We start from the raw sequence: 17,571 nt of genomic DNA, 5'->3' as shown, positions 1-17,571 counted from the left end.
GATATTTTTTGACTTTGTAGAATTTAAGTTTTAGTTATGAATAAATTTTTAATACTTCCCATTTTGTTGGCTTTGTCAATTGTTTATGGTCATGCACAGCCAATTACGATTAAGAGTAGTTTACCAACTGTTGTTGGCAAGGGGTTCCAGTCAGAAGTTGCGCAGTTTGTAGATTGTGAGACTCCGCCGATCATTGATTGTCCTCCTGACCTGACACTATGCCCAGGTGCCACCGAAAATCCTGATGCCACTGGATGCGCCAAGGCGAAACCCGGGCATGTCAATTGCAAACAGCCTCTTGTCCGTTATACTGACCGTGTAACACCTGGCAGTTGTCCCAATGAAAAGACCATACAAAGGATTTGGATTGCTGAAGATCCCACCAATTCGAATGTAAGAAATTTTTGCATTCAATATCTTTATTATGAGGATAAAGTGGCACCCGTATTTCACAACTGTCCTCCCAATCTGACTTTGAATTCCAATGATAAATGTGTGGTTTTGTACAACTATCATACACCTCTAGTGACGGATCATTGTGGAAATGTTTGCTTGACTTCTTCCCATCCAAATGGTAGTCTTTTGCAGGAAGGCGAAACCAGAATTGTATTTACCGCGGTTGATCCTTGTGGCAATATCAGTACCTGTAGTTATAATGTTACGGTGGTGGCTGTCTGTTGCAATGAACCTCCCAAATTAGAGATTCCACATGATTTTGTCGGATGTCCCGGCACTTCGACAGACTCCGCTGTTACTGGAAGGGCAGTGGCCAGGGCAGAAACGGTGCATTGCAAACCTCCTGTTTTAAGCTTTGAAGATGAAATTATATTCAATCAAGGATGCAGCTTAGTTATCGAAAGAACCTGGAAAGCAACTGACCCAGACAATCCACTTTTTGTAAGCATTAAGGTACAAAAAATTACCCTGGAGGATAAAGAAAGACCATTGTTGGTATGTCCTCCCAATATTACCGTAAACTCAGATCCTGATTGCATGGCAACTGTCCATTGGAACGAACCCCATGTTTCAGACCATTGTAAACTTTTAATCGTAGCGAGTTCAAGTAAGTCGGGAGACCGATTTCCGGTGGGAGTTCATACGGTGGTTTATGAAGCAGTTGATTCTTGTAAAAATTCATCGAGATGTTCGTTCACCATTACAGTTGTAAAAAATTGCTGTAACAAACCGCCAATTTTGGATTGTCCAAAAGATTATTCAGATTGTCCTGGATCCGCGGACCCTTTGATCACAGGTTTGGCTGTGGCCAAATCAGCAGATCCTACCTGTCCTCCACCTTTGTTGCATTATGTTGATGATACCATAAGAGCAGAGACCTGTGACTTGTTGATATTCAGAAAATGGGTGGCGACAGATCCAGGTGATCCACATTTGGTATCGAATTGTATTCAAAGAATAGAACGTAAAGACAAAACTGCACCATTGGTTTCCTGTCCTCCGAATGTGACAGTGGACCCTGAAGCAGATTGTATTGCTACTGTGCATTGGCCAGACATTCAAGTATCCGATCATTGTTCTTCAGTGCAGCTGACGCTTTCACATAGTTCAGGATCAAGGTTTCCGATCGGAACAACAACAGTGGTTGTAACGGCCAGAGATGCATGTGGTAATGAAAGTGTATGCAGGTTTACAATTACTGTTACAGAAAATTGCTGCAAGTTTCCTCCTGTGATTCACTGTCCACCCTATTATTTGTCCTGTCCTCCCGGAAATACCCATCCTGATATTACAGGGTATCCAAGGGTTGAAAAATCACATCCAAAATGCCAGGATCCAATCGTTGAATACAGAGATGATACTTTAAATTTGACGAGATGTGTTTTGCAAATCAGAAGAAACTGGGTAGCTCGAGACCCATCGAATTCCAGTTTGATATCTACCTGTATTCAGCTCATCGATTTTTATGACAATGAAGCACCGGATATACACTGTCCGGCCGATATCACGATCGTTTCAGAGGCAGATTGTTTTGCCACAGTTCATTGGCCGACCATTCAGGCAAGCGATCATTGTTCATCGGTGGTTATAACCAGCTCCGATTCCAGTGGTTCGAGATTTCCATTGGGAGTTTCAACAGTTACAGTGGTTGCAGAGGATGAATGCGGCAACATGAGCAATTGCAGTTTTACCATTACAGTGATAGAAGATTGCTGTAACAAGCCTCCGGTCATCCATTGTCCACCCTATTATTTGTCTTGTCCTCCCGGAAATACCCATCCTGATTTAACAGGTTATCCAAGGGTTGAAAAATCAAACCCCAAATGCTTAGATCCAATTGTTGAATTTAGAGATGATACTTTAAATTTGACGAGATGTGTTTTGCAAATCAGGAGAAATTGGGTCGCCCGCGATCCTTCAAACCAGAGCTTGATTTCTACTTGTATTCAGCTCATTGATTTCTATGACAATGAAGCACCAGATTTGAAATGTCCTGCTGATATCACCATCGAATCGGAAGCAGATTGTTATGCAACGGTCCATTGGCCATCTATTCAGGCAAGCGATCAGTGTTCGTCCGTTACCATTTTCAGTTCAGATTCTTCTGGAACAAGATTTCCATTGGGAGTTAGCACAGTAAGAATTACAGCAGAAGATGAATGTGGCAATTCCAGTGAATGTTTATTTACAATTACAGTAGAGGAGGATTGCTGCAACAAGCCTCCCATTATTCGATGTCCTCAGGATTTTTCAGGCTGTATCAATTTGAGCACCCATCCTGATGTAACAGGATACCCCGTTGTGGAACAATCCAATGCAAAATGCGGTAATATTATCGTGAGTTATTCAGATTCTGTAATATTGGATCAGGGTTGTACCAAAGTTCTCGAAAGAACATGGCAAGCGCGCGATTCAAATAATCCCATCCTGCATAGCACTTGCGTGCAAATAATTTCTTTTGATGATGCCAGTCCACCGGTGTTTGTGAATTGTCCTCCTGACCAGACCATCACACCTGAATATAATTGTGTAGCTTATGCTTATTGGCAAGACCCAAAATTGGATGACCAATGCAGTGCAACTTCACTTAGTTCTTCCCATACTTCAGGAAGCCAGTTTCCAATAGGAACTACAACAGTGACATTAACCGCAACCGATTCTTGCGGTAATCAATCAATCTGTCAGTTTACCATTACAGTAACTGATGAATGCTGTAGATCCAATCCGTCCATTGTCTGCCCAGCAGATTACAAGGGTTGTCCGGGTAGCTCTATTGCTCCGGAGGTAACAGGATTGCCATCCGGAATAGCTGGAAGTTTATATTGTTTAGATCCCGACATTGGTTTCGTAGATAGCATTGTGAGCAATGGTCCATGTACGGGTGCTATGGTGATCCGAAGAACCTGGAAAGCCATTGATCCATTGATACCTTCCTTGTATGCAGAATGTGTACAAAACATTATTTTGGAAGATACCGAATTACCTGAATTTACAAATGTACCTGCAGATCTAACCATTGATGCCAAAGGTCAGTGCGAAGTGGTGGTTACTTGGCCCGAACCCATCGCTACGGATCCATGTGGATTGCAAATTGTAGAGTCATCCCACCAACAAGGAATTAGATCTGGTCCCGGCAGCTTCACCGTTACTTACAGAGCGATAGACCTTTGCGGCAACGAAAAGTCCGTTTCATTCAATATTACAGTGATCAATACAGAAATCAGTGTAGAATGTCCGGCAGACATTACCGTGTACCGCACCAACCCTTTTTTAAATGGAGCTGTAACAAGCTGGGATTTACCCCAAGTACAATATTGCACACCTTGTATCAGTCATATCCCTGGATTTATTTACATGGGTGAATACAATGGCAATCGTTACTTCTGTTCGCTTTCACCAGAGACCTGGGAACAAGCGAAAACCATCAGTGAATTGAATGGGGGAAAACTGGCAGTCATAGAAGATCAATTTGAAAATCAATTCGTGGCCAGTAAGCTCATGGGTCAAACGGCTTGGATTGGAGGTACTGATCGAAGAATCGAAGGTCGCTTTGAATGGATCGATGGAAGTCCTTTTTCTTACACCAACTGGCAACCTGGACAGCCAAATGCACTCAATCCAATTGATGATTACATTGAGATGTTTCCGGACGGAACATGGAATGACCAGAATGGCCTTGAGTCCAGAGAGTTTGTGATGGAAGTCCCATGTTATCAACTTACACAGATCGCCGGTCCAAAGCGAGGCAGTATCGCAGATTGTGGGAATTATTTGATTAGCTATGTGGCGAGCAAAGAAGGAGGCAGCGATACCTGTCATTTTAATTTAAAAGTTGATTGTGATTCTGTGACCAGATATTGTCCTGTTACCGCCATCAATAGCAGCATTATGTGGATCAAGCAGGTCGAATTTGCAGGTATAAACCAGATTTCGGGAGACGATGGTGGTTATAAATATTATCCTGCGCCTTGCGGAGCCATTCGCGCAGGAAATAGTTATGCAATCTGTCTGACACCAGGATATAAATCCAAACCACAAAACGTGTATTGGAAAGCCTGGATCGATTATAATGGCGATGGAGTTTTCCAGAATTTAAGTGAACTCATTTTATACGGAGTTGGGAATACACAGGTCTGTGGAAACATCATTGTGCCAGATATTCCTTCCAGAAGGGAAGTTCGTATTCGAATTGCCATGGCATTTGGTAACTATCCGGTGGATCCTTGTACCAATGTGCTGTATGGTGAAATTGAAGATTATTGCATTGAGGTAATACCATTGAATGGCTTGTCTGGTGGTGGTAGGAGCAATTTCATATTTCAACCTGCCGAATTGACTTGTTTTCCAAAATGTGAAGAAGAAGCAGAAAAAACAGATGCGGAATTCAGGACTTCACAAACGGATATTTCATTTACCAATGAAGTCATTCTAATGCCAAACCCAGCGGACCATCAACTTAAATTGGAATTTCGAAATCAAATTCCAAGCGCTTATGCTATCTATGATGCAACCGGTAAGCAGGTCTGGTATCAACCGGTGGTGCAATCGGCAACAGAGATTTTAAATTTGTCGGCATGGCCGGAAGGAGTTTATCATCTGAAGTCGGATTATTCGGATGGCTCAGCCATTATGAAAAGATTTATTGTACAGCGATAATACACTTTTAACCAAGGTGTGAAAAGACGATCAAGCCTCTCCATAATGAAGTGGAGGGGCTTTTTTATTTTTTGTACGATATAGTTGTTTTAGATATTTATATAATTAAGGATGCTCAGTCCAGCTGCATTTGCATCTTGGGTTGTCAAATGCAATTTCTCTACCCAGCTTATTTTTTTCTGAAACCTTTGGATGGAGGCTGCTTAAGAATAAAACTGAACCCACCAAAAAAAATACTATGCCAAGCAGTAAAAGCAAACAGGATGACGCGACATTGTCCACTTCATCCAATAGAGAATCAGATCTTTTCTTTCCAGAAAAGATGGCACCGATACCAAATAATAAACCAAGAATGCTCAAGGAGATACCTGCAATATTTAAACCGCTTTGACCTTTGGTTTTGGCATTGATCAGTTGAATCGTATCAACTGCTGCTTGCGGAACCCTAAGTTTCTTTTTATTCGAAAGGGCAAATACCAGGCTTCCATTTTCGAAATTCTCTAAAACAAGTGGTCTGCCAGTATATTTTGCCCACTCTTCGTAGTCAGGTTCCTGTTTAATTTTAAGTACCACAGGATCTCCCCGGTAAAAACTCGTTTTGGCCAAATCTTCCCAGTCACAATGGAGAATCAATTGGGGTGATGTTTGAGCAAAAGCAGAGAAATCAGCCATTAAAAAAAATGGAAATGAAGTGATAAAGAGGGTAAATACTCTTGTGATAAAATAGTTTGTGTGAAAAATTGAGTGATTCATAAAGTTGTTATTTGAAGGCTAATTTAGGAGTATTTATTTTATTATTTGATTTTTATTTTCGTCTTCCAACACAGACATTCATTTTGGACTCAGATTTAATCCTTTCCTATGTTTTGGATCCTCATTATAAAAATCTCAAAACGGCGGATCCTCAGGCAGGTAAGCAGCATTAAGCCTTGCTATATGAGCGGATTTTTTAAAAAGTAAATGGTTCTTTGATCTTGGAGGTTTTTTTCTGACTGTATGACTCAAGATATAAGTTATGGTCAAAATGGCTGAAAATCAAACTTTCTATAAGCAGATAATATTTTATAGGAAATATAGGATCAAGGATTTTCATTCCACTCACACCTGCATTGGGGATCGTCAAATCTGATCTCCCGTTTTATTTTATCAAATTCTGAGTATCTATAAGTTCCCCCGACTGACAAAATAATTCCTCCGACAACGCCAAGTAATCCAAACATGAGTAAGGAACAGCCCCTGGATCCTCCATCGTTAAAAGATCCTGCATTACCGTTAAAAGAATCAAGGACAGATGGAAGTGACAATATGGCCAACAATGAACCTAATATAGATAGAATCACACCAAAAATTAGCAAGCCACTTTTCTTTTTTGCTTTAGCGTTTATTAATTGAATGGTTTCGATTCCATTTATTGGTATTCTAATAAGTTTATTCCGATCGTTTGTCACCAGCAAACTCCCATTTTGGACACCCTCCAGGACCAGGGCCATATCAGAATGGTTTATCCACTTTCTATATTCCTTACCATATTTAATTTTTAACACGACGGTTTCTTTTTTGTGCAATGCCATTTGCATTGAATCTGACCAGCGGCACTCCAATAATTTAACAGCCGTTTCCTGACTGTCTAGGACCAAAGGGCTTAAAATCACACAGGAAGTCAAGAAAATAATCCTGGCATAAAAAATTGAATTGCAACAGTTAAAAGTAAATGAATTAAGATTAATCATGGGGTATATTTTGTGGTAAAATACAAATTTTACCTCTATCCAAATGATATTTCTTTCAATTGGGTGAAATTGTAAACACACGAAGACTGTTAAAAACCTTAGATATGTTTGAATTTTGTCTAATTTTGGAACCAAATATCCCTCAGATGCAAAGAGTTTTAATCAACTGGCTTACCAAATTTATTGTTGTTTCATTTTTTATTGCTCAGCCCACCTTATGGGGGCAAAATCATTCCATCATTGAAGACATCAGCACACGACAAATCCAAGTTGGGAAAACCGAATTGTATTCTCCTTTTAGAAAAGTTGAATTTAATACATTGAATCAAGACGAAGCTATTGCGGTGACCAAGAACTTGAGTCATTTTACCCTTCTTCGCTTGAATCGAGAAGTTTTGCATGCAATATACATGAATCAGTCCCATGCGTTCAGAATGGAGTTACCTGTAGAAGGTCAAAAAATGGAATTGATTCTGATGGAACATAAAATATTTTCTGAGGAATCGAGGATTTTGACATCTGAAGACCCTAATGGCATTAAGCCAGTAAGAGCGAGGCATTTCAAGGGGGTGGTTGCTGGCATCGATGGCTCCTTGGTCGCCATGAGTTTTTTTTCTGATGAAATCATGGGAGTAGTTTCTCTACCAGAAAGGGGGAACTTAAATATTGCAGTTCTTAAGTCCCATTCCGGTGAAGAGCATTCCAATCAGAATTATATCAGTTTTTATGAGAGTGATCTAATCAAAAAACAGGAGTATCAGTGTGGGGTAGAGGAGCCTGGAGATGCAAGCTCTTTCTTGCACAACATGGTCGAATCTCAAACCATTTTTGATACGAGATGCAGAACCGTCCGGGTATTTTTGGAGTGTGACTACAAGATGTTGCAGGATCGAAATTTGCAGGTCAGTCAGGTGGTCAATTATGTGACCGGATTGTTTAATGTGGTTAAGACCTTGTATGCTGCTGAAAGAGTCAATCTGGAAATATCAGACATTATGGTATGGACCACTCCAGACCCTTTTCCCAAAACCACTTTGCAAAACATACTACTTGCATACGCCAATTACAGAAGAAATAATTTTAACGGGGACCTTGCGCAGCTTTTAAGTACAGCTACAGCCCAACAACAAGGTGGGATCGCCTTTGTCAATGGTATGTGTACCAACTGGAATGGACAATTGGGGCCGCTTTCCTATGCCTGGATTAATAATACATTCCAGCAGCTCCCCATTTATTCCTGGAGCGTAGAAGTGATGGCGCATGAATTGGGTCATAATTTCGGCAGTTGGCACACCCACAGTTGTGTGTGGGGGCCAGCCAAAAACAGTCAGATAGACAACTGCCAGCCTCCGGATGTGGGTTCCTGTCCACCGGGTCCTGCACCCGTAGGTGGAGGTACAATCATGAGTTATTGTCATCTCAGTTCTTATGGCATCAATTTTTCAAAGGGATTTGGCAAAGAACCCGGTGATGTTTTACGAAATGCGATTAACACCAAAACTTGTTTGCAGGCAAAATTCAATGCCACTCAACAGGTCAATTTACAGGGTCCTTATTTTGATGGAGATGTCATCAAATTGCAGGCTAAGCCTGTAGATGCAAATTACACCTACGATTGGTTTCACCACGATTATAAAATGCCCGGCAAAAACGACAGTTTTTTGGATGTAAAATATTCGGGAATTTATACTGCAGCAGTTTCAGACAATTGCACGGAATATGCGGCTTCTGATACCTTGGACGTCGAAGAATTTAGGGTCAATCTTGGTTGTCCGGTAAAGCCCGGTAGATTGGATTCGGTTTTTCAAGAGTTAAAAATGATGGTGGACAATTCTGAGATTAGGGACAGCTTTGTTTTTCCAGCCGGATTGTTTGGATCAATACCCCCCTACGCACAGGATCTAATGGTAGAAATACAGCATGGGATTACGGCAAAGGGCACTTCATGGGCGAGAAGTGTATTGACTTCCTATACCTCACCCAGTGGAATCGGAATTTACCGATCCAATTTTAAGCCGGGAGAAAATGTGGCCTTTGGTGAAAAAAATACAGTATGGTTTAGCAGATCTTTGGGCAGATTCGATCCTGCAGGAAAATGGGTTTTTACAGCCATCGACGACCGGACAGATCTTGGAATCGATGCCGAACTTCAAATTAAAGTGGTGCTCAAATGGAGAATGCCAGACACCATCCCAAGTTGTGAAATTCCATTGTGCAAAAGGGAGCCATTGCAACTCACTGCGAACATTCCTGGAGGCCAATACCGATGGTCCCACGGTCCTCTTACCCGCACGGTCGATATTACTTCCGCTGGTACTTACACCCTTACAGTCACCAAAAACAATAAGCTGAGCCAGCATACGATCATTGTGAAAGAATATGAAACCTTATTTGCCCAATATTTTCAGATTTGTGAGGGTGAATTTGTGGCAGTTGCTACCAAAAAGTATCTTCAAACAGGGACTTATTTTGACACCCTTCTATCGTCTGTGGGATGTGACAGCATTATAAGAACTGAGATTGAAGTGTTGCCTGTATCTCAGACCGAAGAAGAGAAATGGCTTTGTTATGGGGAATTGTATCGCGATGTGGAATACTTTGAAGATAGCACATTGTCATTTATTTATCGGGCAACTAACGGATGTGATAGTATTCATTTGGTGAAACTGAAAGTTCATCGAGAAGTCCTTTCCGGTCTTGTAGTCTATCCTGCTTGTGAGGACATTGGAGCAAAAGTCGAAGCCACGCCTTCCGGAGGAATGGGAAATATTGAAGTGCTTTGGCATACTGGTTCCAAGGAATTGAGCATCGATTAAATTAGTAGTGGTTATTATACCATTGAATTAAAAGATGAATCCGGATGCATCTACACAGAAAATTTTGAAGTGAAAAATTTTGATTCAATTGCAGTGCAGTCCACCATTGAAAATGTAAAATGTTTTGGTGAGCCAACGGGGGGAATTAAAGTAACGCCGATTTCTGGTACGGCACCTTTTTTCTATTATTGGTCTTCGGGTCAAACCCTTCAGGATCTAAGTGATGTACAGGCGGGAAACTATATCCTTTATTTGAGAGATGTCAACAATTGTCAAAAAGAATTGCAGTATACGATCACCAGTCCAGATTTGTTGATTGCCTCAGTACAAACAAAGTCCAGTACAGGTCAGGATGGCGAAGCCAAGGCATTTGTAAGCGGAGGGATACCACCCTATGCATATTCTTGGAGCACTGGAGCGAGCACAGATGAGATCAAAGACCTTGCTCCCGGAGATTATCAACTCACCGTGACCGATGAAAATTTGTGCGAAAGAATCATCCAATTTTCCATTGTAAGTACGGTAGGTGTATTTGATGATCAAATGAATGAGGGTATCCGTATTTTTCCCAATCCATTTTCAGATCATCTCGAGATAATTTTTGGGCAGTATGCCATCCATTCGATTGTGATCAAAGATGTCCTGGGAAGAGAGATAGGCGTATATCGCATTTCTGAAAATGTCAATATTTGGAAAATCCAAACAGATCAATTATTGCCGGGTCATTATCTTCTGGAATTTAAATGGAGAAATGGAAAACAGAAATATGCAGAGGTAATAAAAATGTAAATTATATAGATTCAAATTAAAAAATGGATCTATGACTTTCCAATCGATCTAATAAATCCATCCAGTGAAATATCACTATCTGATTTTATACTTTTAGTCCATCCCCGTTTCTAATCAGATACATCAGAATGACTGAACAGGCGGAAACAGCTGCAAATACATACCAATGCAGCTCATAACCAAAACGGTCGATGACCTGGGTCCCTAGAAAAGGAGCAGCTATCAATGCCAAAGCCCATGCCGTGGAATACAATCCCATGTATCGGCCCATGGAAAGACTGCCAGCTCGCCTCATGCAAAAGCTAGCCATAAATGGCATGGCCAAAATTTCACTTGCGGTGATGACAAGCATTGAAACCACCAAAATGGAATAACCGTGAAAAAAATTCATTAAAAGATATCCAATGACCAACAAAACGCCACCGATTTTGATAAAACTGAATTGGCTTAGTTTTCCTTCGATGATATAGATCACAAACATTTCCACCAAAGCAACACCAAGGCCGTTCATGGCCATGAGGAGACCGATTCCTCCCGGACTCAGATGATAGACATCTTTGTAATACAAAGGCAGGGTGGAGAACATTTGAAAAAAAGAAGTGGCGTATAAAAAACAAACCAACAAAAACCAAAGATAGAAACTGTCTTTCCATGGAGAGGAAAAGCCTGCTCCGTTTTGAACGTCTTTGACGATGGGTGGTAAATCCGATTTTTTTATTTCGCGGTGTACCCGACCAATGTGCACCATCAAAAAAATACCTGCAGCGATGCAAGTCAATCCATCTACCCAAAAAATACTTCTGAAGTGAACAGCTGCCAGAAATCCTCCAATGAGAGGTGCCACTGAAAATCCTAAATTCATGGCAAGTCGGTTGAGTGCGATCGTACGCGTATAATTGGATGCATCCGAAAAACTCGTCATGGCTGTAATGTTAGCTGGTCTAAAAGCATCACCGGTTGCAGTAAAAAGAAAAATCAGAAGACACATGAGATAGTAATTGCTGACCTGACTGACCACCAGCAGTACCAATCCGCTGATGGTGATGGTGCTCACCAGGACCCTGTAATATCCGAGCCTGTCCACGAGAATTCCCCCCAATAAGGAACCGGCCAGACTTCCCAGACCAAGCATGCTCATCACCACACCTGCCTGCGTAATGGAATAATTCAATTCTTTGCTCAAATACACCCCTAAAAACAACATCACAATGCTCCCGCAACGGTTGATAAACATAGCCGTGGCGAGAATCCATACATTTCTGTCAATGCCTGAATAAGAATTAAGAATAAATTGCCGGATTGATTTCATAAGGACATAGGCAAAAATGAATGAAAAACTTCACATCCTTGCTTAGTGTTAGATAGATTCACAAAACATTATTGAACCAAAAGGAAATTTTTGGGAAACCAATTTTTGAAGTATTATTTTTCTTCTATGTTTCCGTTCTGTTCAATGAGCAATTGATTGGGAGATAGGATGGATTCCAGATCTACGGGTCTCTCTCCAAATCTGGATTCATATCCCTCAAGTCTTTTGGTTTTACCTTCTTCAACGGGTAACATATTTCCTTCCGGGGTGGTGTAGAAATGTATTTTGTCTATTTTTTGTTCACCGGCAAAATAGATTCTCATTTTACTGCATTTAATGTAGTTGGCGCCGATGTATGATTTTGATTCATCCTGAATAAAATAATGAGACTCTGCATTTCCTTTTACATCGAGAAAATCAATTTTCGAATGATTGAATTGACTTAAAATGTAACGACCTTTCATTTGATTGTTTAGACCGCTAACGGACTCTGTCAATACAAAGGCTTTGTTTTGCAGGTGGATTTGATCCATGGTTTTGTTTTTTATCAAAACCAGAATGGTGTCACCGACAAACTGGGTCGAGTCAGACCACATCACTGGTAATGTATGCAGTCTAAAGGTCGAATCCCGACCATCAAAATACAAAGAATCACAGAGTGCCTGAAATTTCTGACTCCAGATTCTGACCTTGTAATAAGCCCTCATCACTGTAAAAGTATCGGCACCGTCAATTTTTCTGACTGAAATCAAACTATCTGCGGTCAGGTACATCGTATCCTGATCAATTGGAGTAGATATGTATTTTCTGGTTCCTACGGGAATCAGGGTTTTTTCTTTTTTGTTGTAATAAAAGGTATCACTTTGGATGGTCATACCAGAAACAGTATCTTTCAAGTGGACATTCCCATAAGCTCTTCCAAAATCTTCGTCACCGGAGTAAAGGATTCTGTCTGCTTCGATAATTTGAGATCCTTCGTTGACAGTGGTTCTCCCTTCCACTTCGAGGGATTGGGTCCTGCGATTGTAATGCAAAACATCGCCTTTCAAGATCCGGTCTTTGTCTTTGTAACGTCCATTCCCATAAATTTTTACCAGGTCTTTTTTGTTGTCAATCACAATGCTGTCTCCACTGGCTTCCTGCAGGCTGTCTCTAATCCAGGCATTGTCCATCAACATAACAATGTCCTCATTATGCAATGACACAATGCGACCGGCATCTGCCTTCTGATCCTTTTTGGCATATCTGGGATGACCTGTGAAGACAGATTTTTTTCCGGTGATGTCGTGAAATCCATCATCGGTGTATAGCTTCATGTCAGCTTGCAAAATAAAAGTAGGTCCTGTGAACAGTACTTTATTCTCTTTTGCGTCAAAAATCAAAGAATCAGACTGCAAATTCATTTGATCTTCTAAAAGTACATTGACACTATCTTTAAAATAAGCTCTTTCTTCTTTGGCATGGTAGTAACCTTTTATGCTGGTGAGTTGCGTTGTATTAGAACTCAGTAGTCCCCCGGTCAGGTAGGAGGCAATTCTTTTTTTGAGATCATAGTCGAGTTCGTTCGTAAATAGATGGCGATCGCGGTGGATCAAAACGACGTTGTTTTTAAAACTGGATTTCAATAGCCTGCCATCATAAAAAAGGGTGTCACCAAAGATCTGGAGGCTGTCGCCTTCAACAATCCTGACATGGCCCATTGCGACCACGGTTTGGCCGTCGATCACTGCTGAATCGCAGAAGAGCCAGGTTTTTTTATGGAAAACCGCGATGTCCTGACTCAGATACTGAATTTCTTTTCCTCCCTGTCTTTCAAATCGCATAAATTCAGCGTGCACGACGTGCACATTGTTTTTTACAGTGTCCGTCTTTTGGGCAATCGCATGAATGGGAAGAATTAAAGTCAGCCATGTTATGAAACCTGCCAGGAAGGATTTTACCAGAAAAGGACCAATGCACCTTGTAATGCACCAAAGATAGAATCTTTGAATTCCAAGGAAGGTCCGATTGACCCGAAATTTGTCCTTCTCAGCAGCCAAGTGCATTGTGATCTTCAGGATTTTAACGGACAGAGAACAACTCACGGCCTTCCTTGTTTTAGTTTTAATTTTTTATGGACCCTGCACAGAAAAGTTCTACGGATCGGAAGGAAGATCATATTTTACTGGCTTTTAAGTCAGCCACCTCGATAGATTCACTGGATATGAGGTTTGAGTATGATCCCGTTCATGGCGTTCATCCAGTTGAAGGAGAACGATGGCCCAGCCTTTTTTCAGAAATTCCACTCGATTATCCAGTTTGGATCTCAAGTATGACAGGAGGTACAGGCAGAGCAGCCTCCATCAATCAAAATCTCGCAAGATTATGTGGAGATTACAAATTGGGAATGGGCCTTGGATCCTGTCGAAAACTGATTGATGAACCCTCATCCCGATCTGATTTTGAGGTGCGCAAATATTTGGGAAATCAACCACTTTTTGCCAATCTTGGCATTGCACAAATTGAACAGTGGATTGGGGATGGAAAGACCCATTTGATCTCCGAGGTTGTGAAGATCACTGAAGCCACTGGCCTTGTGATTCATCTCAACCCATTGCAAGAAGCCATGCAGACAGAAGGGGATCGCTTCCGTCAAAGCCCACTGAAGAGCATCGAGATGATTTTGGATCTTTTTGATTTTCCTATCATCGTCAAGGAAGTCGGACAAGGTATGGGCCGAAAATCCATGGACGCTTTGCTTAGATTGCCTCTGGAAGCAATCGAATTAGGGGCTTTTGGAGGAACCAATTTTGCCATATTGGAACTGCTCCGCGATGATCCGGAAAAATTAGAGCGATTTAAAGCACTGGCTCAAGTAGGTCACAAGGCTTCAGAAATGGTGCTTGGGGTCAATCATTTTATGGCTGTTCATTCAGCACAGACCAGAAATTTGATACTATCCGGTGGAATAAGTCATTTTTTGGATGCCTATTATTTACTCCGACTTAGTCAGATGCCTTCTATTTATGGCATGGCATCAGCCTTTTTAAAACATGCAGTGATCAGTTATGAAAGTCTTCAGGAATTTTTTGAAGACCAGATGAAAGGTCTGTTATTGTCCAGAGCATTTCTGAGTATTAAATCTTAAATTCCATGTCCGGAGTACACTATTCAAAATCTATTTCAGGATTTTCCAAATTGCGGAAACGAGACAAGATCAAATGGATCGTAGAGAATTTCTTCAAGGATCCTGAAAATGTTATGCATGAGCTGATGAGTTACTGGCATCACAGTGAAGAACAGCAGAAAATATTGGATGGCTTTTCAGAGAACACCATTTCCAATTTTCCCATGCCATTTAGTGTAGCGCCTAATTTTTTCATCAACGGCAAAACTTATTGTGTCCCAATGGTGATTGAAGAGAGTAGCGTGGTGGCGGCAGCCGCATCGGCAGCAAAATATTGGATGGATCGGGGTGGTATTCAGGTAAAGGTCCTGAGCACAAAAAAGCTGGGTCAAATTCATTTTCTATGGAATGGTGAAGAACATTTGTTGCGCAGCTGGATTCCGGAGATCGAAAAAAGAATGAGAGCCGATGCCAAAGCAATTTTATCCAATATGGAAAAAAGGGGTGGTGGATTGATCGGTATCGAACTAATTAGAATACCAGATCTGGACCAATACTACCAATGGAGGATCTCTTTTGAAACCTGCGACTCCATGGGCGCCAATTTTATCAATTCCTGTCTTGAATCATTCTCTGTGAGTTTTGAGAATTTTATGACAAAGAATGATTTTCTGAAGGACGATCAGAGAGATGTAGAAATGATCATGTCCATTTTGTCCAATTATACTCCGGAGTGCATCGTACGGGCCTGGGTGAGTTGCCCAATCAATGAGCTTGGACAATTTGCCGGAGGGATTGGCCCCTCTGAGTTTGCAGACCGATTTGAAAAAGCCATTAAAATAGCACGTTCTGACACTTATCGAGCGGTGACCCACAACAAAGGTATTTTCAACGGTATTGACGCTGTGGTAATAGCAACAGCCAATGATTTCAGAGCAGTAGAAGCGTGTGGACACGCCTATGCAGCTCGTGATGGAGTGTATAGAAGTCTGAGCGATTGTAGCATTCAGGATGGATTGTTTCACTTTTGGTTGGAAATCCCCCTTGCTCTTGGCACCATTGGAGGATTGACTTCCATTCATCCGATTGCCAAGCGTTCATTGGAGTTATTGGGAAATCCTTCTGCAGAGGAGTTGATGATGATTACTGCTGCCACTGGGCTCGCCCAAAATTTTGCGGCAGTCAGATCATTAATTACAACAGGTATTCAGGCAGGGCATATGAAAATGCATCTTACCAATATATTGAATCATTTTGGTGCAAAGCCAAATGAGGAGGATCTTGCTCTTGAGCATTTTTCAAATAAAAAAGTTAGCTTTTCAGAAGTTCGTAAATTCCTGGATGATTTGCGAAGCGAGCAAAAGTGATCTCAACTATTTTTATTCAAGGATCAATTTTTGAGTGAGCAACTGGCCATTGGCTCGTTTTGCCCGAACAAAATACAATCCCTTCGACCAGCCGGAAGATGGTAATTCAAGTTCTGAATTCTTCATGTCACTTTGAAAGATGAGTTGTCCGTGACTGTTAAAAATCTCAAGCTGTTCTGCATCTATAGATTTTATCGCAATTCGATCACGGGCCGGATTGGGAGAAACATGCAGGCTGATTTGATCAAGAGACTCATTTTTTGCCTGGCTGGAAAGACAAATGATTTGGCTCAATCTTCTCCAAATGGAGTCTGCCATTGTAAAAGGAACCAAACCCGTGTTTGGTGCATCGCCCATCCTGACAACAATTAGATTTTGGGAGGGTACAATATTGAGTATCTGACCGTTTTTGCCCATCGCAGAATACATATCATCAGGTGCATTGGGGCTGATCGAACCATTAATGGCTAACTGCAAGCCAGGTACCATATAAGATTCCTGACCATTGAGCCACCACAAATAACCATAAGACTTATTGATATCCTGACTGGAATGAATCATGTCATAATGATAATCGGAATCCCTTAAAACGGGTGTGTTATTCCAATTTCCTCCATTGAGCATTAACAAGCCAAAACGAGCCATCACCCTGGGTTTGCTAAACAACACATTGTTGTATCCGAGCTTTAAATAAATCCCTGCGATCCCTGTAGAAGCCAGCAATCTTTCCCTCATAAATTGGTTGATGGTTTGGCCGCTTGCGTTTTCAATCACGCCATCCAATAATGTATAGGGTGCATTGTGGTAGGACCATCGCTCACCCGGATCTCTAAAACAAACCAGACATTCGGGTGAGGTGCAATCTGCATCAACATTGCGGTCATCCAATCCGGAGGTCATGGTCAATTGATGCCAGATGGTAATATCAGATTCGTCAGATTCAGTACAACTGGTCCAACCCTTGCCGAGATATTTCGAGCTGGAATCTGATATTTTTAATTTTCCTTCCTGCTGTGCCAGACCAATTAAAAAAGAAGTCATTGTTTTGCCCGCAGAAGCCCAATACCAAAGACTGTCCTGTGTAAAGCTGTCAAAGTATTTTTCAAGGACGATCTTTCCATCTTTAAGGACCAGAAAAGCCTTTGTGTTTTCATTTTCAAGATATTGATACAGCTCGTCAATTGGATCGGTACACCATCCGAGGCTCTCAGCTGAGATAGTTTCCCATTGACTCCCGATGGTAGGCGGAAAATAGAGAGATTGGGAAAAACCGGGTGTAGTAGCAAAGAGAAAAAGGAAAAAGTACTTCATTTCAAAACTAATTTATCCCATTTAGACCATT

Annotated in this window: 10 protein-coding genes; 5 read left to right on the top strand and 5 right to left on the bottom strand. The window is 41.3% G+C overall.

Going from position 1 to position 17,571, the window contains the following annotated elements; all coding sequences use genetic code 11:
* Positions 1 to 36 precede the first annotated feature (36 nt).
* Entirely contained in the window at positions 37 to 5,112 is a 5,076-nt protein-coding gene (locus IPM48_00985; GenBank protein MBK9270145.1) for an HYR domain-containing protein, read from the top strand.
* A 105-nt stretch (positions 5,113 to 5,217) separates the two neighbouring features.
* On the opposite strand, the gene IPM48_00980 is transcribed toward IPM48_00985, so the two are convergent.
* The gene (locus IPM48_00980) at positions 5,218 to 5,865 is read right to left on the bottom strand and encodes a hypothetical protein (protein MBK9270144.1); all 648 of its coding nucleotides are present in this window, start codon (positions 5,863 to 5,865) and stop codon (positions 5,218 to 5,220) included.
* Positions 5,866 to 6,191: 326 nt separating this feature from the next.
* Positions 6,192 to 6,842, bottom strand: coding sequence for a hypothetical protein (locus tag IPM48_00975; GenBank protein MBK9270143.1), 651 nt, complete (start codon positions 6,840 to 6,842; stop codon positions 6,192 to 6,194).
* 146 nt (positions 6,843 to 6,988) lie between these two features.
* On the opposite strand from IPM48_00975, the gene IPM48_00970 reads away from it, so the two are divergent.
* Together IPM48_00970 and IPM48_00965 are read left to right on the top strand one after the other, a co-directional pair.
* Positions 6,989 to 9,658 carry a hypothetical protein gene (locus IPM48_00970; protein ID MBK9270142.1) on the top strand — a complete coding sequence of 890 codons (2,670 nt, stop codon included), beginning with the start codon at positions 6,989 to 6,991 and terminating at the stop codon, positions 9,656 to 9,658.
* Between the two features lie 69 nt (positions 9,659 to 9,727).
* A complete protein-coding gene (locus IPM48_00965) occupies positions 9,728 to 10,447 on the top strand; it encodes a hypothetical protein (protein MBK9270141.1) in 720 nt (239 codons plus the stop codon).
* 85 nt (positions 10,448 to 10,532) lie between these two features.
* On the opposite strand, the gene IPM48_00960 is transcribed toward IPM48_00965, so the two are convergent.
* Together IPM48_00960 and IPM48_00955 are read right to left on the bottom strand one after the other, a co-directional pair.
* The gene (locus IPM48_00960) at positions 10,533 to 11,756 is read right to left on the bottom strand and encodes an MFS transporter (GenBank protein MBK9270140.1); all 1,224 of its coding nucleotides are present in this window, start codon (positions 11,754 to 11,756) and stop codon (positions 10,533 to 10,535) included.
* Positions 11,757 to 11,869: 113 nt separating this feature from the next.
* The gene (locus IPM48_00955) at positions 11,870 to 13,801 is read right to left on the bottom strand and encodes a hypothetical protein (protein MBK9270139.1); all 1,932 of its coding nucleotides are present in this window, start codon (positions 13,799 to 13,801) and stop codon (positions 11,870 to 11,872) included.
* Between the two features lie 68 nt (positions 13,802 to 13,869).
* Between IPM48_00955 and IPM48_00950 the strand changes: the two genes are divergently transcribed.
* Both IPM48_00950 and IPM48_00945 read left to right on the top strand, forming a co-directional pair.
* On the top strand, positions 13,870 to 14,883 hold the full coding sequence (locus IPM48_00950; GenBank protein ID MBK9270138.1) for a type 2 isopentenyl-diphosphate Delta-isomerase: 1,014 nt from the start codon (positions 13,870 to 13,872) through the stop codon (positions 14,881 to 14,883).
* A gap of 5 nt (positions 14,884 to 14,888) precedes the next feature.
* Positions 14,889 to 16,229: a hydroxymethylglutaryl-CoA reductase gene (locus tag IPM48_00945; GenBank protein ID MBK9270137.1), complete on the top strand. Its 1,341-nt coding sequence runs from the start codon at positions 14,889 to 14,891 to the stop codon at positions 16,227 to 16,229.
* A gap of 12 nt (positions 16,230 to 16,241) precedes the next feature.
* Here the strand turns inward: IPM48_00945 and IPM48_00940 are convergent, their stop codons facing one another.
* Positions 16,242 to 17,540 (bottom strand): serine hydrolase, encoded by a 1,299-nt coding sequence (locus tag IPM48_00940; protein MBK9270136.1) that lies wholly within the window; start codon positions 17,538 to 17,540, stop codon positions 16,242 to 16,244.
* Between the last annotated feature and the right edge of the window lie 31 nt (positions 17,541 to 17,571).

It is taken from the genome of Saprospiraceae bacterium (assembly GCA_016715965.1).
Lineage (GTDB): Bacteria > Bacteroidota > Bacteroidia > Chitinophagales > Saprospiraceae > Vicinibacter.
Note: the sequence above shows the minus strand (reverse complement) of the source record. Positions and strands in the feature narration are given on the sequence as shown.